General features: G+C 37.7%; 19 protein-coding genes. 14 read left to right on the plus strand and 5 right to left on the minus strand.

The window, feature by feature from the left end; translation table 11 throughout:
• Positions 1 to 20: 20 nt before the first annotated feature.
• The gene (locus tag BFU02S_RS09670) at positions 21 to 602 is read right to left on the minus strand and encodes a YhcN/YlaJ family sporulation lipoprotein (RefSeq protein WP_066369721.1); all 582 of its coding nucleotides are present in this window, start codon (positions 600 to 602) and stop codon (positions 21 to 23) included.
• A 201-nt stretch (positions 603 to 803) separates the two neighbouring features.
• On the opposite strand from BFU02S_RS09670, the gene BFU02S_RS09675 reads away from it, so the two are divergent.
• The gene (locus tag BFU02S_RS09675; protein ID WP_066369723.1) at positions 804 to 2,132 is read left to right on the plus strand and encodes a PhoH family protein; all 1,329 of its coding nucleotides are present in this window, start codon (positions 804 to 806) and stop codon (positions 2,130 to 2,132) included.
• A 60-nt stretch (positions 2,133 to 2,192) separates the two neighbouring features.
• Here BFU02S_RS09675 and BFU02S_RS09680 read toward each other — a convergent pair whose 3' ends face one another.
• Positions 2,193 to 2,690: a hypothetical protein gene (locus tag BFU02S_RS09680; RefSeq protein WP_066369725.1), complete on the minus strand. Its 498-nt coding sequence runs from the start codon at positions 2,688 to 2,690 to the stop codon at positions 2,193 to 2,195.
• A gap of 167 nt (positions 2,691 to 2,857) precedes the next feature.
• On the opposite strand from BFU02S_RS09680, the gene BFU02S_RS09685 reads away from it, so the two are divergent.
• Positions 2,858 to 3,139, plus strand: coding sequence for an Fpa/YlaN family protein (locus BFU02S_RS09685; RefSeq protein WP_066369764.1), 282 nt, complete (start codon positions 2,858 to 2,860; stop codon positions 3,137 to 3,139).
• A gap of 194 nt (positions 3,140 to 3,333) precedes the next feature.
• Positions 3,334 to 4,539, plus strand: a complete 1,206-nt coding sequence (locus tag BFU02S_RS09690) for an FtsW/RodA/SpoVE family cell cycle protein (RefSeq protein WP_066369728.1) — start codon at positions 3,334 to 3,336, stop codon at positions 4,537 to 4,539.
• A gap of 71 nt (positions 4,540 to 4,610) precedes the next feature.
• Here the strand turns inward: BFU02S_RS09690 and BFU02S_RS09695 are convergent, their stop codons facing one another.
• Positions 4,611 to 5,525 (minus strand): COX15/CtaA family protein, encoded by a 915-nt coding sequence (locus BFU02S_RS09695; RefSeq protein ID WP_066369729.1) that lies wholly within the window; start codon positions 5,523 to 5,525, stop codon positions 4,611 to 4,613.
• A 745-nt stretch (positions 5,526 to 6,270) separates the two neighbouring features.
• On the opposite strand from BFU02S_RS09695, the gene coxB reads away from it, so the two are divergent.
• The 6 genes from coxB to BFU02S_RS09725 all read left to right on the plus strand — a co-directional run bounded on the left by coxB (position 6,271) and on the right by BFU02S_RS09725 (position 11,761).
• Entirely contained in the window at positions 6,271 to 7,332 is a 1,062-nt protein-coding gene (coxB, locus tag BFU02S_RS09700) for a cytochrome c oxidase subunit II (protein WP_066369730.1), read from the plus strand.
• A 32-nt stretch (positions 7,333 to 7,364) separates the two neighbouring features.
• Positions 7,365 to 9,236, plus strand: coding sequence for a cytochrome c oxidase subunit I (gene ctaD, locus BFU02S_RS09705; protein ID WP_066369732.1), 1,872 nt, complete (start codon positions 7,365 to 7,367; stop codon positions 9,234 to 9,236).
• Entirely contained in the window at positions 9,236 to 9,862 is a 627-nt protein-coding gene (locus tag BFU02S_RS09710) for a cytochrome (ubi)quinol oxidase subunit III (RefSeq protein ID WP_066369734.1), read from the plus strand. The genes ctaD and BFU02S_RS09710 overlap by 1 nt, the downstream gene beginning before the upstream one ends.
• 3 nt (positions 9,863 to 9,865) lie before the next feature.
• The gene (ctaF, locus tag BFU02S_RS09715; RefSeq protein WP_066369737.1) at positions 9,866 to 10,198 is read left to right on the plus strand and encodes a cytochrome c oxidase subunit IVB; all 333 of its coding nucleotides are present in this window, start codon (positions 9,866 to 9,868) and stop codon (positions 10,196 to 10,198) included.
• 100 nt (positions 10,199 to 10,298) lie between these two features.
• The gene (ctaG, locus tag BFU02S_RS09720) at positions 10,299 to 11,204 is read left to right on the plus strand and encodes a cytochrome c oxidase assembly factor CtaG (RefSeq protein WP_066369739.1); all 906 of its coding nucleotides are present in this window, start codon (positions 10,299 to 10,301) and stop codon (positions 11,202 to 11,204) included.
• Positions 11,205 to 11,296: 92 nt separating this feature from the next.
• Entirely contained in the window at positions 11,297 to 11,761 is a 465-nt protein-coding gene (locus BFU02S_RS09725) for a DUF420 domain-containing protein (protein WP_066369742.1), read from the plus strand.
• Positions 11,762 to 11,796: 35 nt separating this feature from the next.
• Here the strand turns inward: BFU02S_RS09725 and BFU02S_RS09730 are convergent, their stop codons facing one another.
• Positions 11,797 to 12,153 (minus strand): YugN family protein, encoded by a 357-nt coding sequence (locus BFU02S_RS09730; protein WP_066369744.1) that lies wholly within the window; start codon positions 12,151 to 12,153, stop codon positions 11,797 to 11,799.
• A gap of 179 nt (positions 12,154 to 12,332) precedes the next feature.
• On the opposite strand from BFU02S_RS09730, the gene BFU02S_RS09735 reads away from it, so the two are divergent.
• Both BFU02S_RS09735 and BFU02S_RS09740 read left to right on the plus strand, forming a co-directional pair.
• Positions 12,333 to 12,767, plus strand: a complete 435-nt coding sequence (locus BFU02S_RS09735) for a CBS domain-containing protein (RefSeq protein ID WP_066369746.1) — start codon at positions 12,333 to 12,335, stop codon at positions 12,765 to 12,767.
• 170 nt (positions 12,768 to 12,937) lie between these two features.
• Positions 12,938 to 14,011 (plus strand): CAP domain-containing protein, encoded by a 1,074-nt coding sequence (locus tag BFU02S_RS09740; RefSeq protein WP_439951002.1) that lies wholly within the window; start codon positions 12,938 to 12,940, stop codon positions 14,009 to 14,011.
• 23 nt (positions 14,012 to 14,034) lie between these two features.
• On the opposite strand, the gene BFU02S_RS09745 is transcribed toward BFU02S_RS09740, so the two are convergent.
• The gene (locus BFU02S_RS09745; RefSeq protein WP_066369766.1) at positions 14,035 to 14,526 is read right to left on the minus strand and encodes a PaaI family thioesterase; all 492 of its coding nucleotides are present in this window, start codon (positions 14,524 to 14,526) and stop codon (positions 14,035 to 14,037) included.
• Between the two features lie 146 nt (positions 14,527 to 14,672).
• On the opposite strand from BFU02S_RS09745, the gene BFU02S_RS09750 reads away from it, so the two are divergent.
• From BFU02S_RS09750 to BFU02S_RS09760, 3 genes are all read left to right on the plus strand, one after another.
• The gene (locus tag BFU02S_RS09750; RefSeq protein ID WP_066369755.1) at positions 14,673 to 15,077 is read left to right on the plus strand and encodes a YlbD family protein; all 405 of its coding nucleotides are present in this window, start codon (positions 14,673 to 14,675) and stop codon (positions 15,075 to 15,077) included.
• Between the two features lie 18 nt (positions 15,078 to 15,095).
• Positions 15,096 to 15,332 carry a YlbE-like family protein gene (locus BFU02S_RS09755; protein WP_066369757.1) on the plus strand — a complete coding sequence of 79 codons (237 nt, stop codon included), beginning with the start codon at positions 15,096 to 15,098 and terminating at the stop codon, positions 15,330 to 15,332.
• 173 nt (positions 15,333 to 15,505) lie between these two features.
• A complete protein-coding gene (locus tag BFU02S_RS09760; protein WP_066369760.1) occupies positions 15,506 to 15,940 on the plus strand; it encodes a YlbF/YmcA family competence regulator in 435 nt (144 codons plus the stop codon).
• The last annotated feature ends 108 nt before the right edge of the window (positions 15,941 to 16,048 follow it).

The raw sequence follows: 16,048 nt of genomic DNA on the forward strand, positions 1-16,048 counted from the left end.
CCCCTTTTTTCATGAATCATTTATTTTTGGTAATTAGATTGTTTCTCTTGTTCTTTCTTAAGCTGTTTTTCTTCGTTTGACGGAAGTTTATGGTCTTGTTTTTCAGGTGCATTTTGCGGGTTTGGTGTGATGAGATCCCCTGGAACCTCCGGCATTAATCTCCCGGCAACATCTGCAAGTTCCTCCATGATTCCACGAATGGGTCTGCCATGATTGATATCTGCCTGAATTTCTTTGAGACGTTCTGTAGTATCTGGATCTGCCACTACAACGGCATTGGCTCCGTATGGATCTTTTTTCAGGCTTTCAGCAACAGAATATTTAATGGAGCCGACCTGCGATCGGTCTAGTTTTGAATTAACATCAATGCCCACAATTGCATATCTGCCTAGAACTACAGCTGTTGCATCATTGACATTTGGAATGCTAGTTGCCAAAGAAACAAGCCGTTTGGAAATTTCCTGGCCGGTTTTTCTGTCCACATTGTGTATACTGCTGTTTTTCACAGATTGGTGTTCATTTTTCATTAATTGATTTTGATTCTTGGTATTGCACCCAGCGAGAACCAAACAAATTGTTACCGCTGTAATGATTTTCTTCATCCCAATTCCACCCCTATAAAGCAATAAGATTGGCTGACCAGTGCAGATTAGTAACCTTTATCCAACGTGTTTTTCCTTACATTTATTGTGTGGAATCCATTCTATCTTTATGCGGATAAACATATATTTTACCAAGTCCTATCAAATGGTTTGCAGGATTATTTACAATCCTTTAACACCAAATGAAGCGGAGGCGTCTATTTGAGTAAAATATACGTATTAGATACAAATGTCTTGTTACAAGACCCATATTCCATTTTCTCATTTGAAGATAATGAAGTTGTGATTCCTGCTGTTGTTCTGGAAGAAGTGGATTCAAAAAAACGCTACATGGATGAAATAGGGAGGAACGCAAGGCAAGTATCCAGATTAATCGATGGTCTAAGAGCCTCAGGTAAGCTTCATGAAAAAATCCCGCTTGAAAACGGAGGAACCATCAGAATTGAGTTAAATCACAGGACTTTTCATGAATTACAAGAAATTTTTGTCGAAAAAACAAATGATAATCGTATTCTTGCCGTAGCGAAGAATTTATCTTTGGAGGAACAGACAAAAGAAGATGGCAAGCCTGTCATTCTTGTCAGTAAGGATGCTCTTGTAAGAGTTAAGGCAGATGCCATTGGCTTGATTGCTGAGGATTTTTTGAATGATCGGGTTGTGGAAATTGATCATCTATATACTGGTTTTCTTGAGGTTTATATCCCACTTGAGTTATTGGGACGATTTTACGAGAAGGGTGAACTTTTACTTTCAGATATAGCTAATCATCCGTTTTATCCAAACCAATTTTTAATAATGAAGGATGCATTGGGGAGTTCGGCATCTGCTGTTGGAATGGTTGACAAAGAAAGTAAAAAGGTCAAAAAGCTGGTTTTAAACCATGAACATGTTTGGGGGATTCATTCAAGAAATGTCCAGCAAACAATGGCAATCGAATTGTTGCTAAGAAAAGATATTCCACTTGTAACTATGATTGGAAAAGCCGGAACAGGAAAAACATTGCTTGCCTTAGCGTCCGGGTTAATGCAAACGGAAGATCTTCGTGAATATAAAAAGCTTTTGGTAGCTAGACCAATAGTTCCAGTGGGAAAAGATTTAGGGTATTTGCCAGGTGAAAAGCAAGAGAAATTACGGCCATGGATGCAGCCGATCTATGATAACCTTGAATTTCTCTTCAATACAAAAAAACCAGGTGAACTTGATGCAATTCTAGCCGGTTTGGGGTCAATTGAGGTGGAAGCATTAACTTATATTCGCGGCAGGAGCTTACCAAAACAATTTATTATTATTGATGAAGCTCAAAACTTAACAAAGCATGAAGTAAAAACGATTCTTACTAGAGTAGGCGAGGATAGCAAGATTGTGCTGATGGGAGACCCGGAACAAATAGATCATCCTTATCTCGATGCTTATAATAATGGATTGACATATGTAGTAGAAAAATTTAAAGACCAGGCTGTTTCAGGTCATGTAAAACTTTTAAAAGGGGAGAGGTCAGGCTTGGCAAGACTTGCGGCTGATATATTATAAAAGATATTAGCTGATTTACTTAGAAATTTCCATATAGAAAAAACGGGCAATAAGCCCGTCTTATTTTACAGAGAATCGTTGGACATTTTTAATAGGATTATGCTGATTTGATCCATTACCATAATAAACATGAACCGGCCCGTCTGCTTTCAAAGGTTTCCCATGATCAGCGAATTTCAATATCAAATTATATGCTTCATTTAATGGAATCTCGTATTCGTCTTCTTTCGTATGAATGACCAAAATGGTGGCGTCATCTTCAGGCTCAGCATTTTGTAAAAATGGCTTAAAGGGAATTCCGAAAGTTCCTGTAATCATTTTTTCTTTTTCGAATTTTCTCTCAGTCTTCAATGTCGGCGGAAAGATGGCGCCTTCCATTATTTCACGATCCCAATGCTTAGATGCAGCGATTGTATATTCAGCATCGCTATCTGTTTCGTCTTCGCTTTTTGTAAAGTAGGTTGTTAAATCAATCCGGCGGTCGTCAAAAATCCACGTAGCCGGATCAAGTGTAATGGGATACCGTACTTTTCCGGTAATCGTCATAATATTTTCCATCTTCTATACCCCCTAATATTTACCCAACTTAAGTATACCTTGTTTTGGTTAAAAGTCATAGTTTGCAGTCTGTTTTGGCAATACCTCAATACTCTTGCAATTTACGTTGCTAAACGGTAAAATTTATAGATAAGTTGAGTAATCGCTCTGAAACGGGGGGATCAATGGTGGCGTCTGAAATGATCGTGAATCACCATGAAAAAGCATATGCATTATTGCAGGCTGACGCTGAAAAAATTCTAAAGCTTATTAAAGTGCAAATGGACAATCTCACGATGCCTCAATGCCCTCTTTATGAAGAGGTATTGGATACACAGATGTTTGGCCTGTCTAGGGAAATAGACTTTGCTGTTCGCTTGGGTTTAATAGATCCAAAAGATGGAAAGGCGATTTTAAATAAATTAGAAAGAGAATTATCGCTGCTTCATGATGCTTCCTTAAAAAAATAGTGAACTTAACTCAAACAAGCTAATTGTTTGGGTTTTTTTCTTGGGGCCAAAAGCTGCGGGGAATTTAATAACCATTTTTAGAGGTTTTCCTTTATTAAAATGTTGTAACAAAAAAGCTTTTCTTCAAGTCAAGACCTTCATTTTCGATTATAATAGAGTGGTATAAAATTAATCAGGAAAATGAGGATGTTTAAATGGTTAAAAAAATTCTAAAATGCTATGATTATTCAATTGTCATCGCCATTATCCTCCTTTGTGCCTTCGGATTGGTCATGGTTTATAGCGCCAGTATGGCTACTGCTGTTCAAAGGTATGGTGTACCGAGTGATTTTTTCTATCAAAAGCAAAAGATGTGGCTGTTATGTTTTGCGATTATTTTCCTGTTCATGGCGATCCTTCCTTATAAAATCATGCAATCAAAAAAAGTATTAATTGTATTTGTCATAAGTTCTATTATCTCGTTATTAGGTTTGTTTGTTTTTGGAAATATTGCCGGTAATGCAGAGAGCTGGTACAAATTTGGTTCAATCAAAATCGAACCTGCAGAGTTTGTCAAATTGGCGGTGATCATCTATCTATCCGCTTTTTATGCCAAAAAGCAGGATTATATTAATCAATTTAATAAAGGGATTCTTCCACCGTTAATTTTTCTATTTTTTATATGCGCTCTAATCCTCATGCAGCCAGACCTTGGTACCGTCATCATCATTGCGCTGATTGCTAGTACCATTCTATTATGTTCCGGGCTAAATCTAAAGGCTCTTGGAAAATTAATGGTTATTCTACTAATTGTGCTGATCCCGATTATATTCGCTGCGAAAGGTTTTATCTTTACAGAAAAGCGCATGGGCAGGCTTGAAGTATTAAGTAATCCTTTCGCTGCAAAATACGTAAATGGAGCAGGATTCCAACTGGCAAACTCCTTCATTTCAATTGGTTCGGGTGGTATAAACGGATTAGGATTAGGAAAAAGCATTCAGAAACTTGGCTATCTGCCAGAATCACATACGGATTTTATCATGGCTGTCATTGCCGAGGAATTAGGAATCTGGGGAGTAGGCTTTGTGATCATGACAATAGCCTATATTGTCCTTCGCGGGATTTATATTGGTTTGCAATGTAAAGATCCATTCGGTAGTTTGCTTGCTTTCGGGATTTCAGGTTTAATCGGAATTCAAGCGTTTATCAATCTTGCCGGAGTTTCTGGCATCATTCCTTTAATGGGTGTACCGCTCCCGTTTATCAGCTATGGTGGATCATCGCTGTTAACGCTCGCTGCTGCAACGGGAATCCTTGTCAATGTTTCCATGTTCGTAAACTATGAAAAAAAATATAAAAATAAAACCGAACATAAGAATAAAAAATTAAAACAGCGGGATGGCAAAGTTTATTATCTTTAAAAACGCGGGGGAGGATCTCTTCCCGCGTTTTTAAGTGGCTTGAAGGCTAAATAAGTCAGTTGCCTGAAACTTTATTTATACATTTGATTCCTTCTTGATCTCGACAATAGAAGTAGAAAATAACTCAACATCCCGAACAAACAAGTAATAAAAAAAGCATGAAGCAATGCAACACCAAGATTTAACTTTGTGAATATGATCAATGCACCTGCTAATGCCTGTAATGAAACAAGTATAGAGGAAACAATCCAGCCCCAAAACAACACCTTTTGCTCTTTATCATAACGAATGGCGAGATAAGTTATATAAAAAATCCAAAGCAAAAGGATGGCTGCTGCAGTCCGGTGTCCCATTTGAACCCATTCATACATGTTGGTAGGAAGAGAAGGGGCATCATTGAGGCACAAAGGCCAGTCGCGGCAGACGAGACTTGATTTTGTATGGCGTACCAGGGCACCAGTATAAATAACAAGATAACTATAAATCGTAACAAATAAAATGTGACGGCCCATTCTTTTCTTAATTATAAGCTTGTGGGCATCGAATTTTTTGTCAATTTCAAATATAAGAAGTGTTAACAAGAACACAGCTGCAAAAGAAATTAACGATATGCCAAAATGCAATGCCAGAATAAAACTGGATTGCCCCCATTTTACTGCCGCAGCCCCAATTAATCCCTGCAGCAGTAAAAAGAAAAAGGAGAGAAATGAAAGAAACTTTGTCTCCCTTATGTGACCGATCGTTTTCCAGGTCCAAATCGATAAAACCAATACCAATATTCCGACAATGCCTGAAACAATCCGATGGGCAAGTTCGATCATCAATTGTGTTGTGATGTGTGTGGGCAAGACTTGTCCATTGCATAGTGGCCAAGAACGCCCGCAGCCCATTCCGGATCCTGTTTTAGTGACTAGCGCTCCGCCAATTAAAACAAAGATCATTCCGATTGTAGCTGCTATTGCTAACCATTTCAGTGATCGTTGCAAAAAATTCACCTTCCTAAAATGAGTTCAAAAATTTGTAATTCAATAAACAATGGAAGTATAATTTAGAAAAAAGTACCAAGATCCCCTATCATCATATCGAATTACATAAAAGAAGAACAGAATTTCCGCATTTAAATTTTTAATCTGCAAATACAAAAAAATAATTCCAATAATTTTAAATTTTCCTTATTATTATAGTAAGAAATACTAAAATAGAAAATCTAATGACATTACAAATTATTCAAACATTGAAAAATATAACCAAATATAAATATATGTTAAATTTTTAGCGAAGCCAAAAATTTTATTCATGAAAAAGTATGAATTGAAATTGTAAAGATAATAGTAAAAAATAACAATTTGGCATTTTAGTTGAATATTTTTCAAAAAAATTTCACAAAAATGCCAAAAAGTGTGATTTAATATACAGAGAAAGTGTTTTTTTACTTGGATTATCGTAAAATGAAGTTAGAAAATTTTTGAACTGCATATAGATATTAGGAGAAAAGGAAATGTGTATTTCAAAAGTGTATAGTAGTTTAGCAATCAAGAATAGTTATAATATCACTGTAACATTCATTTAGTTATCAAGTTATCTTTCCTTGGGGATGTTTTTTTCAAATCCTGGATGCGAAGCAAATTTTCTCCGCTCCAAAATTCCCTTTAAGGAAGGAACTTTCTACATACTTCCTAGGTCAAACATGATGCAAAGAAATTCTAAGTGAAAGAGGGGTTGGATGTAACTATGAAAAGGCTTGCAAATTGGCGTTTGATTTCGCTGTTTGCGATTTTGGCGCTGGTGCTCTCCGGCTGTGGTGAACCGTTTCTTTCCACATTACAGCCAGCGGGTGAAGTTGCCGACATGCAATTCAATTTAATGAAACTAAGCACCTACATTATGATTGGTGTCATTCTTGTCGTCACCATTATCTTCATTATCGTATTTTTCCGTTTTAGAAGAAAAGATGACACTATACCAGAACAAGTAGAGGGAAGTCATAAATTAGAAATCCTTTGGACTGTTATTCCAATTCTTTTACTTTTAATTTTGGCTGTTCCAACTGTTACCACAACTTTTAAGCTTGCTGATGTTTCTGCAGCAGATAAGAAAGATTCAAAGGCACTGGTTATTAATGTTCGTGCGCATTTATATTGGTGGGATTTTGAATATCCAAATCAGAAAATTGTTACTAGTCAGGAATTGGTCGTGCCGACAAATCAAAAGGTTTATTTTAATTTAAAAGCTATGGATGTGAAACACGCTTTCTGGATTCCGGCTGTCGGTGGAAAAATGGATGTCAATACAGATAATGTGAATAAATTCTGGCTCGAGTTTGATGGAAAAAAAGCAAAAGAAGCTGGAAACCTTTTCTACGGAAAATGTGCTGAACTTTGCGGACCATCACACGGACTGATGGACTTTAAAGTAAAAGCCGTCAGTAAAGATCAATTCGATGCCTGGGTAAAGTCAATGCAAAGCGTAACTGCACCGCAAAAGGCTCCGGATGGCAGTTTAGTAGCACAAGGACAGGCAATCTTTAACCAAAGCTGTATAGGATGTCATGCGGTCACCCCTTCGAACAAACTGCCTGACACAGCCCGCTTGGCACCAAACCTTACAAACTTTGGTGACAGATCAAGAATTGCCGGTATATTAGATCATAATGAGAAAGACTTGAAAAACTGGATTCGCAATCCTGAAAAATATAAACCAGGAAATATGATGGCAGGCAAGTATCCGAAGATGAATGAACAGGAACTTGATGCTTTAGCTGCCTATTTGATGAGCTTAAAGGTACAGCAATAATCGGGAAACTGTTGAAAAGGGAGGTAAAAGGTGTGAGTACCTATACTCAAAAAAAGGGTTTTGGTGCGACGTTATGGGATTATTTAACAACTGTTGACCATAAAAAAATCGCCATCCTATATTTTATTGCCGGCGGCTTTTTCTTCTTAGTCGGGGGGATAGAAGCCATCTTTATCCGTATTCAGCTTGCTGTTCCAAATAATGATTTTGTCAGTGCAGGCGTTTATAACGAAATCATGACCATGCATGGAACGACGATGATTTTCCTTGCAGCAATGCCGCTTATATTTGCTTTTATGAATGCGGTAATGCCATTGCAAATTGGTGCACGGGATGTGGCATTTCCATTTGTAAATGCCATTAGCTTTTGGATGTTCTTTTTCGGAGGAGTGTTTTTAAATCTTGGATGGTTTTTAGGTGGAGCACCTGATGCCGGATGGACAAATTATGCGTCACTTGCAACTCACTCTAAAGGGCATGGAGTAGACTTTTATGTAATAGGGCTGCAAATTTCCGGCTTTGGAACACTAATGGGCGGAATTAACTTTTTGGCAACTATCATCAATATGCGTGCACCTGGTATGACATATATGAGAATGCCTCTGTTTACTTGGACAACATTTGTCACATCTGCATTAATATTGTTCGCATTCCCGCCACTGACAGTCGGATTATTTTTAATGATGTTTGATCGCATGTTCGGTGCTAAATTCTTCGAAGTGGCCATGGGCGGAAACACAGTCATTTGGGAACATCTTTTCTGGATCTTCGGTCACCCAGAAGTGTACATTCTAATTCTTCCGGCATTCGGGATTTTCTCGGAAACTTTTGCAATTTTCTCGAGAAAGCGGTTGTTTGGTTATTCATCAATGGTATTTGCAACTGTATTGATTGGCTTTCTCGGTTTCATGGTATGGGCTCACCATATGTTTACCGATGGATTAGGTCCGGTAGCAAATGCAATTTTTGCTGTTGCAACCATGGCGATTGGTGTGCCGACTGGTATTAAAATCTTTAACTGGCTGTTTACAATGTGGGGTGGAAGTGTTAAATTCACAACTCCGATGCACTATGCGTTTGCATTTATTCCGTCTTTCGTAATTGGCGGGGTTACCGGTGTTATGTTGGCATCTGCAGCAGCAGACTATCAGTATCATGATACCTATTTCGTGGTTGCACATTTCCATTATGTAATAGTCGGCGGTGTTGTATTCGCCCTATTGTGCGGAACACATCTTTATTGGCCTAAGATGTTTGGCACGATGTTAAATGAGACTCTTGGAAAAATTACGTTTTGGTTATTTTTCATTGGCTTCCATTTAACTTTCTTTATTCAGCATTTCTTGGGATTATGGGGAATGCCGCGCCGCGTCTTTACCTATCTGCCTGGGCAGGGGCTAAATAACGGAAACTTGATCAGTTCGATTGGTGCTGCCTTTATGGCAGTTGCAGTCCTAATCCTTTTACTGAATGTCATTATCACATCTGTAAAAAACGAGAAGGTTGGCAATGATCCATGGGGCGATGGACGTACGCTTGAATGGTCGGTTTCTTCACCGCCACCGTTTTACAACTTTAAACAGCTCCCTCTTGTCCGCGGTTTGGATGCCTACTGGCTGGAAAAGATGGAAGGAAAAACAGGGATGACCCCTGCTGAACCGCTTGGGGATATTCATATGCCAAATTCATCAATCCTGCCGTTTATTATGGCATTCGGCTTATTTATCGCCGCATTCGGTGTTATGTACCATGTAAATGATAAACCTTGGGCATTGCCGGTGATGATTATTGGATTACTTATTACCTTGGGCTCAATGCTCATCCGTTCGGTTAAGGATGATCACGGTTTCCATATTCATAAAGAAGATTTAATTGACAACAATAACAAGGGGGTTAAGGCATAATGCAAGCAGAAGAAAAATTTACGTATGAAACATGGCCTGCAGAGCCGGAAAGATCAACCCTTGAATCGAAAAATAAATTTTTAGGATTTTGGTTATTCTTAGGGGGAGAGACGGTTCTGTTCGCCTCTCTCTTTGCAACTTATATTGCATTAAAAGATAAAGTTCCAAATCCAAGTATGCCCCATGCCAAAGATTTATTTGAGCTTCCACTAACATTTGTTGCAACCATACTGTTGTTAACCAGCTCTTTGACAAGTGTTTATGCGATATACCATATGAAAAACTTTGCTTTTAAGAAAATGATGCTGTGGTTTGGAATCACTGCCTTATTAGGAGCAGGATTTTTAGCATCAGAGATCTATGAGTTTACGAAATATGTGCATGAACATCATACATTTACCAGCAGCGCTTTTGGTTCAGCATTCTATACCTTGGTTGGTTTTCACGGAGGGCACGTTGCATTTGGTTTATTGTGGTGTCTGACTTTAATGATTCGCAATGCCAAGCGGGGTTTAAACCTTTACAATGCGCCAAAATTTTATGTGTTTAGTTTATATTGGCATTTCATTGACGTTGTTTGGGTGTTCATCTTTACGGTAGTTTATTTAATGGGAATGGTGGGATAAACGATGGCAAATCAACAATTGAATTCTGGTAACCAAAGAGTTGACATTGAATACCGCCGCCGGAAAAGCGCGGAAGAAATGCGCTATCAGATTGTTTCTTTCGCATTGATGATTTTCCTTACTTTAATTGCTTTTGCTGCTGTGGCGATCAAATTTAACCCGTGGTATACTGCACCATTTATTATTTTATTGGCTGTCGTACAAGTTATTTTCCAAGTTTACTATTTCATGCATATGAGTCATAAAGGGCATGAAGCCCCATCATTATTTTTGTATTCCGGACTTTTGGTCGGACTGCTCACAATTCTTACTTTTTCGACGATTGTTTGGTGGTAGAGCCGTCAGAATGCAGAAAATCGGCTATTAGCCGATTTTCTTTTTTAAAGATACTATTAATTTATATAGGCTCCTTCTATAAAAATGGAGGTGAACCCTAGTGCTTTCTTTAGATATTTTCGGGTTTGAAGCACTTTGGAGTCCATATTTTTTAGGCACTTTGATTTTGCTTACGGCTGCTTTTTTCCTTCTTACTACGAAGTACAGATTCCTTTTTGAAGGAAACGAACCGCTGACAACACAACAGGGTATTGTTTTTATCCTAAGTATGGCTATTTTATATGTTATAAAAGGATCGCCATTGGATCTTATGGCTAACTTGATGTTTTATGTTCATATGATTCAAATGGCTGTATTAGTGTTAGTCGTTCCGCCTCTTTTTATCATGAGTGTGCCTGCCTGGTTATGGAGGAAAATTCTCTGCCTTCCTGTCATTCGTTTTCTTTTTAAGTTGTTCACTAAGCCGCTCATCGCATTAATTGTTTTTAATGTCATATTTTCATTCTATCATGTACCGATGATTTTTGATCAGGTGATGCAAAATATCTGGCTACATGGAGGCTATTCCATCTTATTATTTGTTTCGGCTGTTTTTATGTGGTGGCCATTAATGAACCAGCTGTCAGATTACCAAACTTTAAACGGGCTTAAAAAACTTGCTTATATCTTTGGAGCTGGCATTTTATTAACACCAGCTTGTGCACTGATCATTTTTTCTGATACACCTCTTTATGCTGTTTACTCCGATCCACATGTCTGGGGGAAAATGATGAGTTTATGTGTAGGTACGCAAAATTTCAATAATTTACATTTAAGTGGTCCTGAACTGTTTAGTTCAATGTCTGTGCTTCATGATCAGCAGCTTGGAGGTGTATTGATGAAGGTGATTCAGGAACTGATCTTCGGTATTATGCTTGGCCGTGTATTCTTCGATTGGTACAAAAAGGATCAGGCTGAATCTGAAAGAGAAATGAAGCAGCCATTAAACCCTTCACTGATTAAATAATCTCCCATCAAATTGGGGGATTTTTTATTTGATTATCATTCATCGTTACACTACTATTATTAATAGAATAAATGCAAAGAGAGGACTCATGAATGGTTTCATTACCGATATTACCGACAATCAGCACTTCCTTTATTATTTTAAGCGCGATTACAATGGCAATTGGCTGGAGACAAATCAAACAAAAGAAGCGGGAAGCCCATAAAAAAACGATGACTTTGGCGGGGATTTTTGCGCTTGCGTTCTTTATTATTTATGAAACAAGGACTGTTTTTATTGGAAATACCTCATTTGGAGGACCGGAAAATATCAAGATTTATTACACCATATTTTTAATTTTCCACATTACTTTAGCGACTTTGGGGGCTATTTTGGGAGCCATTTCATTATATACAGGATATAAAAATAAACTCGCCTTTCATCGCAGACTGGGGCCGATTACATGCATTGTTTGGTTTTTTACTGCCATAACAGGTGTTGCGGTTTACCTGTTACTATACGTTTTTTATCGAGGTGGACAAACTACATCGATGATCAAAGCAATTTTAGGTTTTTAACAAAAAAAGCGGAAGCTAGAGGGGGCTTCCGCTTTTTATGCAAATTTGCTAATCTCATTTGTAACATCTTCGATAATTTTCTTGCAATGATTTACAAGTGATGTTGGAAAGTATTCGTCTTCGCCATATTCAACACCATGCGGGTAGTAATGTTTGCCTAACAATGGTGTCATAAGTTGAATCGTGGCTTTAAACGTATCTACATCACCTTCCACAGCGTAACCTTGAATTCGGAGGTAATAGACACCTTCTCTTATTTCGAATTTGCGGTCATATGTAACACGTTCATAATCCCATTGGCCTGCACGAATTAAACCATGGTCTTCCATGACCTCATCCAAGCGATTTAGGTCTGCTTGAAACTTTTCAATTCCCGTATTTTCGAATTTCACTCTAAATCCCTCCTATACAGCGCCACTGCTATATTTAGTTTTTCTTGAGAAATAAATATACTTAATTTAATAATAGATGAAAATGGCATTACTTGCAATGAATTCCTTCTGTGAATAATTGAAACTTAGATGGATAACCTACAAATGGCTAGTAAATTATATAGGAATGGGGTGTTTTCGTGGAAAAAATACGTGATATTATGACCGATGAAGTGGAATGTTGTACTTTATTAGATAATGTTTATGAAGTAGCTGTAAAAATGAAAGAATTAAATGTTGGCGCCATTCCAATCGTCGATAATGAAAAACTTGTTGGAATGATTACTGACCGTGATATTGTCATTCGAGGGATCGCTGAAAAACATCCTCCTTCCTCTAAAGTTGAGGATATTATGAGTCATGACCTTGTTACCATTTCTCCTGACGCAACAAGCAAGGAAGCGGTTCAGTTGATGGCTGAACACCAGATTCGCCGCCTACCTGTTGTGGAAAATGACAAACTCGTTGGGATTGTTTCCCTTGGCGATTTTGCTATTCGTGAATTAACAGATCATCAGGCAAAGGAAGCTTTAACTCAAATTTCTGAACAAAATTATAATGGGGTACAGCATTAATGAACGAAAGCAGGTGCAAATTGTACCTGCTCTTTTCTTTTGTTTTCCTTCCCTTCGTCCTCTGAATGAGACTTATTTGCTAATATGATTACGATACAACATATAGATGATATAATATGTTTATCAGGACATAAAATGATAGAAAAGCAAATAGAGAGGATGAACCGTCTCTGCAAACACTATGGAGAATTTTAATACTTTTCACCGTTGTAATTATCATCGGTTTTTATGCAAATATAAGTGAGAATACAAAGGATAATGATTTAATTAAGGAAAGTCACTCTTCAGAAAAGAAACCAATATGGTCAAAAAACCTTGACAATAAACCCAGTAATAAAACGGCCTCTGAAAAGCCAAATGAAGGACTGGCATTGTTGATTGGACAAAGTGTGTCTGAACTTGAAAAAGAATTTGGAGAACCAGAGCGGATTGATGAGTCTCTTTACGGATATCAATGGTATATCTATAACCAAGATTATAAGCACTACATGCAAGTTGGTGTTGAAAACAATCAAGTTGTCACAATATTTGCCCTCGGTGATAGTTTGGACATTGCTCCATTTGAAATCGGCCAGCCGGTGGAGGAAATTTTTAATACACAATATATTGATACTAATATAAATATTGAATTAAACGGTAATTCCTATCGCTTTGAACTAAACGACACAGACCTAAACTTGCGTCCTATTGTACAATTAGGCAATGTTTATGCCCAATTGTACATTGATAAGTTTACCGGAACCCTCTCAAGTGTTCGATTTTTAAATGCAGAAACATTAGTAAAATTACGTCCATATGAACTTGTATATAGTGGAGACTTGATTGAGCCACCGCCCCCGACAAACAAAGAATGGAAATTATTTGAACAAGGATCGGAACAGGAGATTTTAGATATTACGAACGTTTTTAGAATTAAGAATAATTTAAAGCCATTAACCTGGGATGAACCAACCTCCAAAGTTGCCTACGAACATAGCAAGGACATGGCGGAGAGCCATGACTTTTCTCATACATCCAAAAGATTTGGCAATCTGACGGATCGTTTAAGCAAAGCAAAGATCACTTATCAGGCAGCCGGTGAAAATATAGCGGCAAATTACACAGATGGTCCTGCAGCAGTAGAAGGTTGGCTAAACAGCAAAGCCCATAGAGACGCAATGCTGAATAAAGAGTTTACCGATCTTGGTGTAGGGGTGTATAAGAAATACTATACTCAAAATTTTATAGAAAAATCGGAACAGTGAAGAAAGGTGATGTCTCACCTTCTTCACGATTCTTGCACTGGAATTATAAAAAATGTCGCTGTTGCATGAGCGATTTTCTTCCCGTCACTGCGGTATGCTTCACCCGAGACGACAACTGTTTTTGAGCCTTTATGAATAATTTCTGCTCGACAGCGAATGGAATCACCAATTCCAGGTGCAATGTAATGAATATTTAACTGATTCGTGACAGCACTCGAACCTAACGGAAGATGATCATAGACTGCTGACCCCATGACTGAATCCAAAAGTGTCGCAGTAATTCCTCCGTGAATGATATTTAAATTATTATTTAGTACCGGGTGCAACGGAATCGTGATCTCGTAAGAATTGTTCTCTATTTTTCTCTCCATGTGAAGCAGTGAACCGATAAAGGTATCTCGTTTTTGTTTAATTTTTTCTTGAACTCCTTCCAAAAGATAGGCAAGGGCATTTAAATCATTTTCCGAACCATTTTCCATACATTCTTCTAAAAGCTGTCTTAACTTTTCTTTCATATAATTTACCTCTTTCATCTCTCCTTCTTTAGACATCTTACCACTATATTTATGTTTTTAAAATATTTTCACAAGACTCAGTCAATCACATTTCTTTGTTCATTTCATATTGTATTATTGGATGAAAATGGGCGGAGGTGAAAAGCATGGCGCAAAAAAAATTGCACCCATCCGTACAAAAATTTAAAGAATTTGTAAAAAATAATCCGAAATTGATCCAAGAGGTTAGAAAAGGAAATGCAACTTGGCAAGAATTATATGAGGACTGGTATTTATTAGGGGAAAATGATAAACGGTGGGAAACAATTGGAGCGGAAACCGAGCCGGCCCCCTCAAAAAACACCGAGTCCAAAGGAGATTTGATGTCGAATATTATGGGAGTTTTTAAAAAGATGGATCAAAATCAGATTCAATCCCATCTCAATAATTTAAGCCAGGCAATCGGAGCGATCCAAGGGCTGCTTTCTCAATTTCAAGGAACTAATGGAACAAATAGCGCGGCAAAGCCTCCAGCAGGACCGCAGCATCCGTTTACCTTTCGTAAGGATTAACAATAAGGAGAGTTATAAATGAGGAAAGACGTTTTAGAATATATTGGACGTCAAAGAGATTTAAAGCAATTTATTCGGGAACAGCCGCAGTGGTATCGAAAACTTTCAAGAAACCCATTTGATTTGCAAGCATTAGAAATTGCCTCGCTGCATTATTATAAAAAAACAATTCCCCATCAAGTAGAAAAGTTTTCAAATGGCGTTCAAATGGCTTCCATGATGTATTCAATGTTCCAGGCAATGAAAACACAATAAGAAGGGCGTAATCCGTTGGATACCCCTTTTTATTATATTTTTGTAAGTCTAAAAAATGAAAAGAACGCGAAAAATACATACGGGGTGAGAAAACCTACTGAATATCCTGAAATAGAAGGGTAAACTTCACTTTCTTTCTTCTTTCATGTTAAAATGACAGTGGAGGTGGGCAAATGCTTGCTACGCTTGAAAGAATTGAGTTATTAGAATATGCTGAAAATCTTGCCAGAATGGTGCTCGAATCTGACATAGCTGAACAATATAGTGTCAGTTTAAATAAAATGAAGAATAATAAAATAGCACAACAGAAGATTAACCGCTTTGTCCGCTTAAAGGAACTTTATGAAGAAGTGCAAAGGTTTGGAAAATATCACCCTGATTATAAAAAAGTCATGAAACAGGTACGTGAGTCCAAAAGAGAAATGGATTTGGACCCATTAGTGGCTGAATTCAAATTGGCCGAAAATGATTTACAGAGCCTGTTGGATGAAATCAGCATGCTAATTGGCGGAGCAGTTTCTAAAAATATTAAAGTACCTACGGGAAATCCGTTTTTTGATACAGGTCATGGGAGCAGTTGCGGTGGAGGATGCGGAGGATGTGGATAAAATCAGTCCTTTACAGGCTGATTTTTAATTGTTAAGCGTTCTACAAATTACACTGAGTGTGGATAAGTTTGACGAAGTTATCTTAATCCGGCTCCAGCGCCTAGCCCC

It is taken from the genome of Neobacillus fumarioli NBRC 102428, assembly GCF_001591485.1.
Lineage (GTDB): Bacteria > Bacillota > Bacilli > Bacillales > Cytobacillaceae > Neobacillus > Neobacillus fumarioli.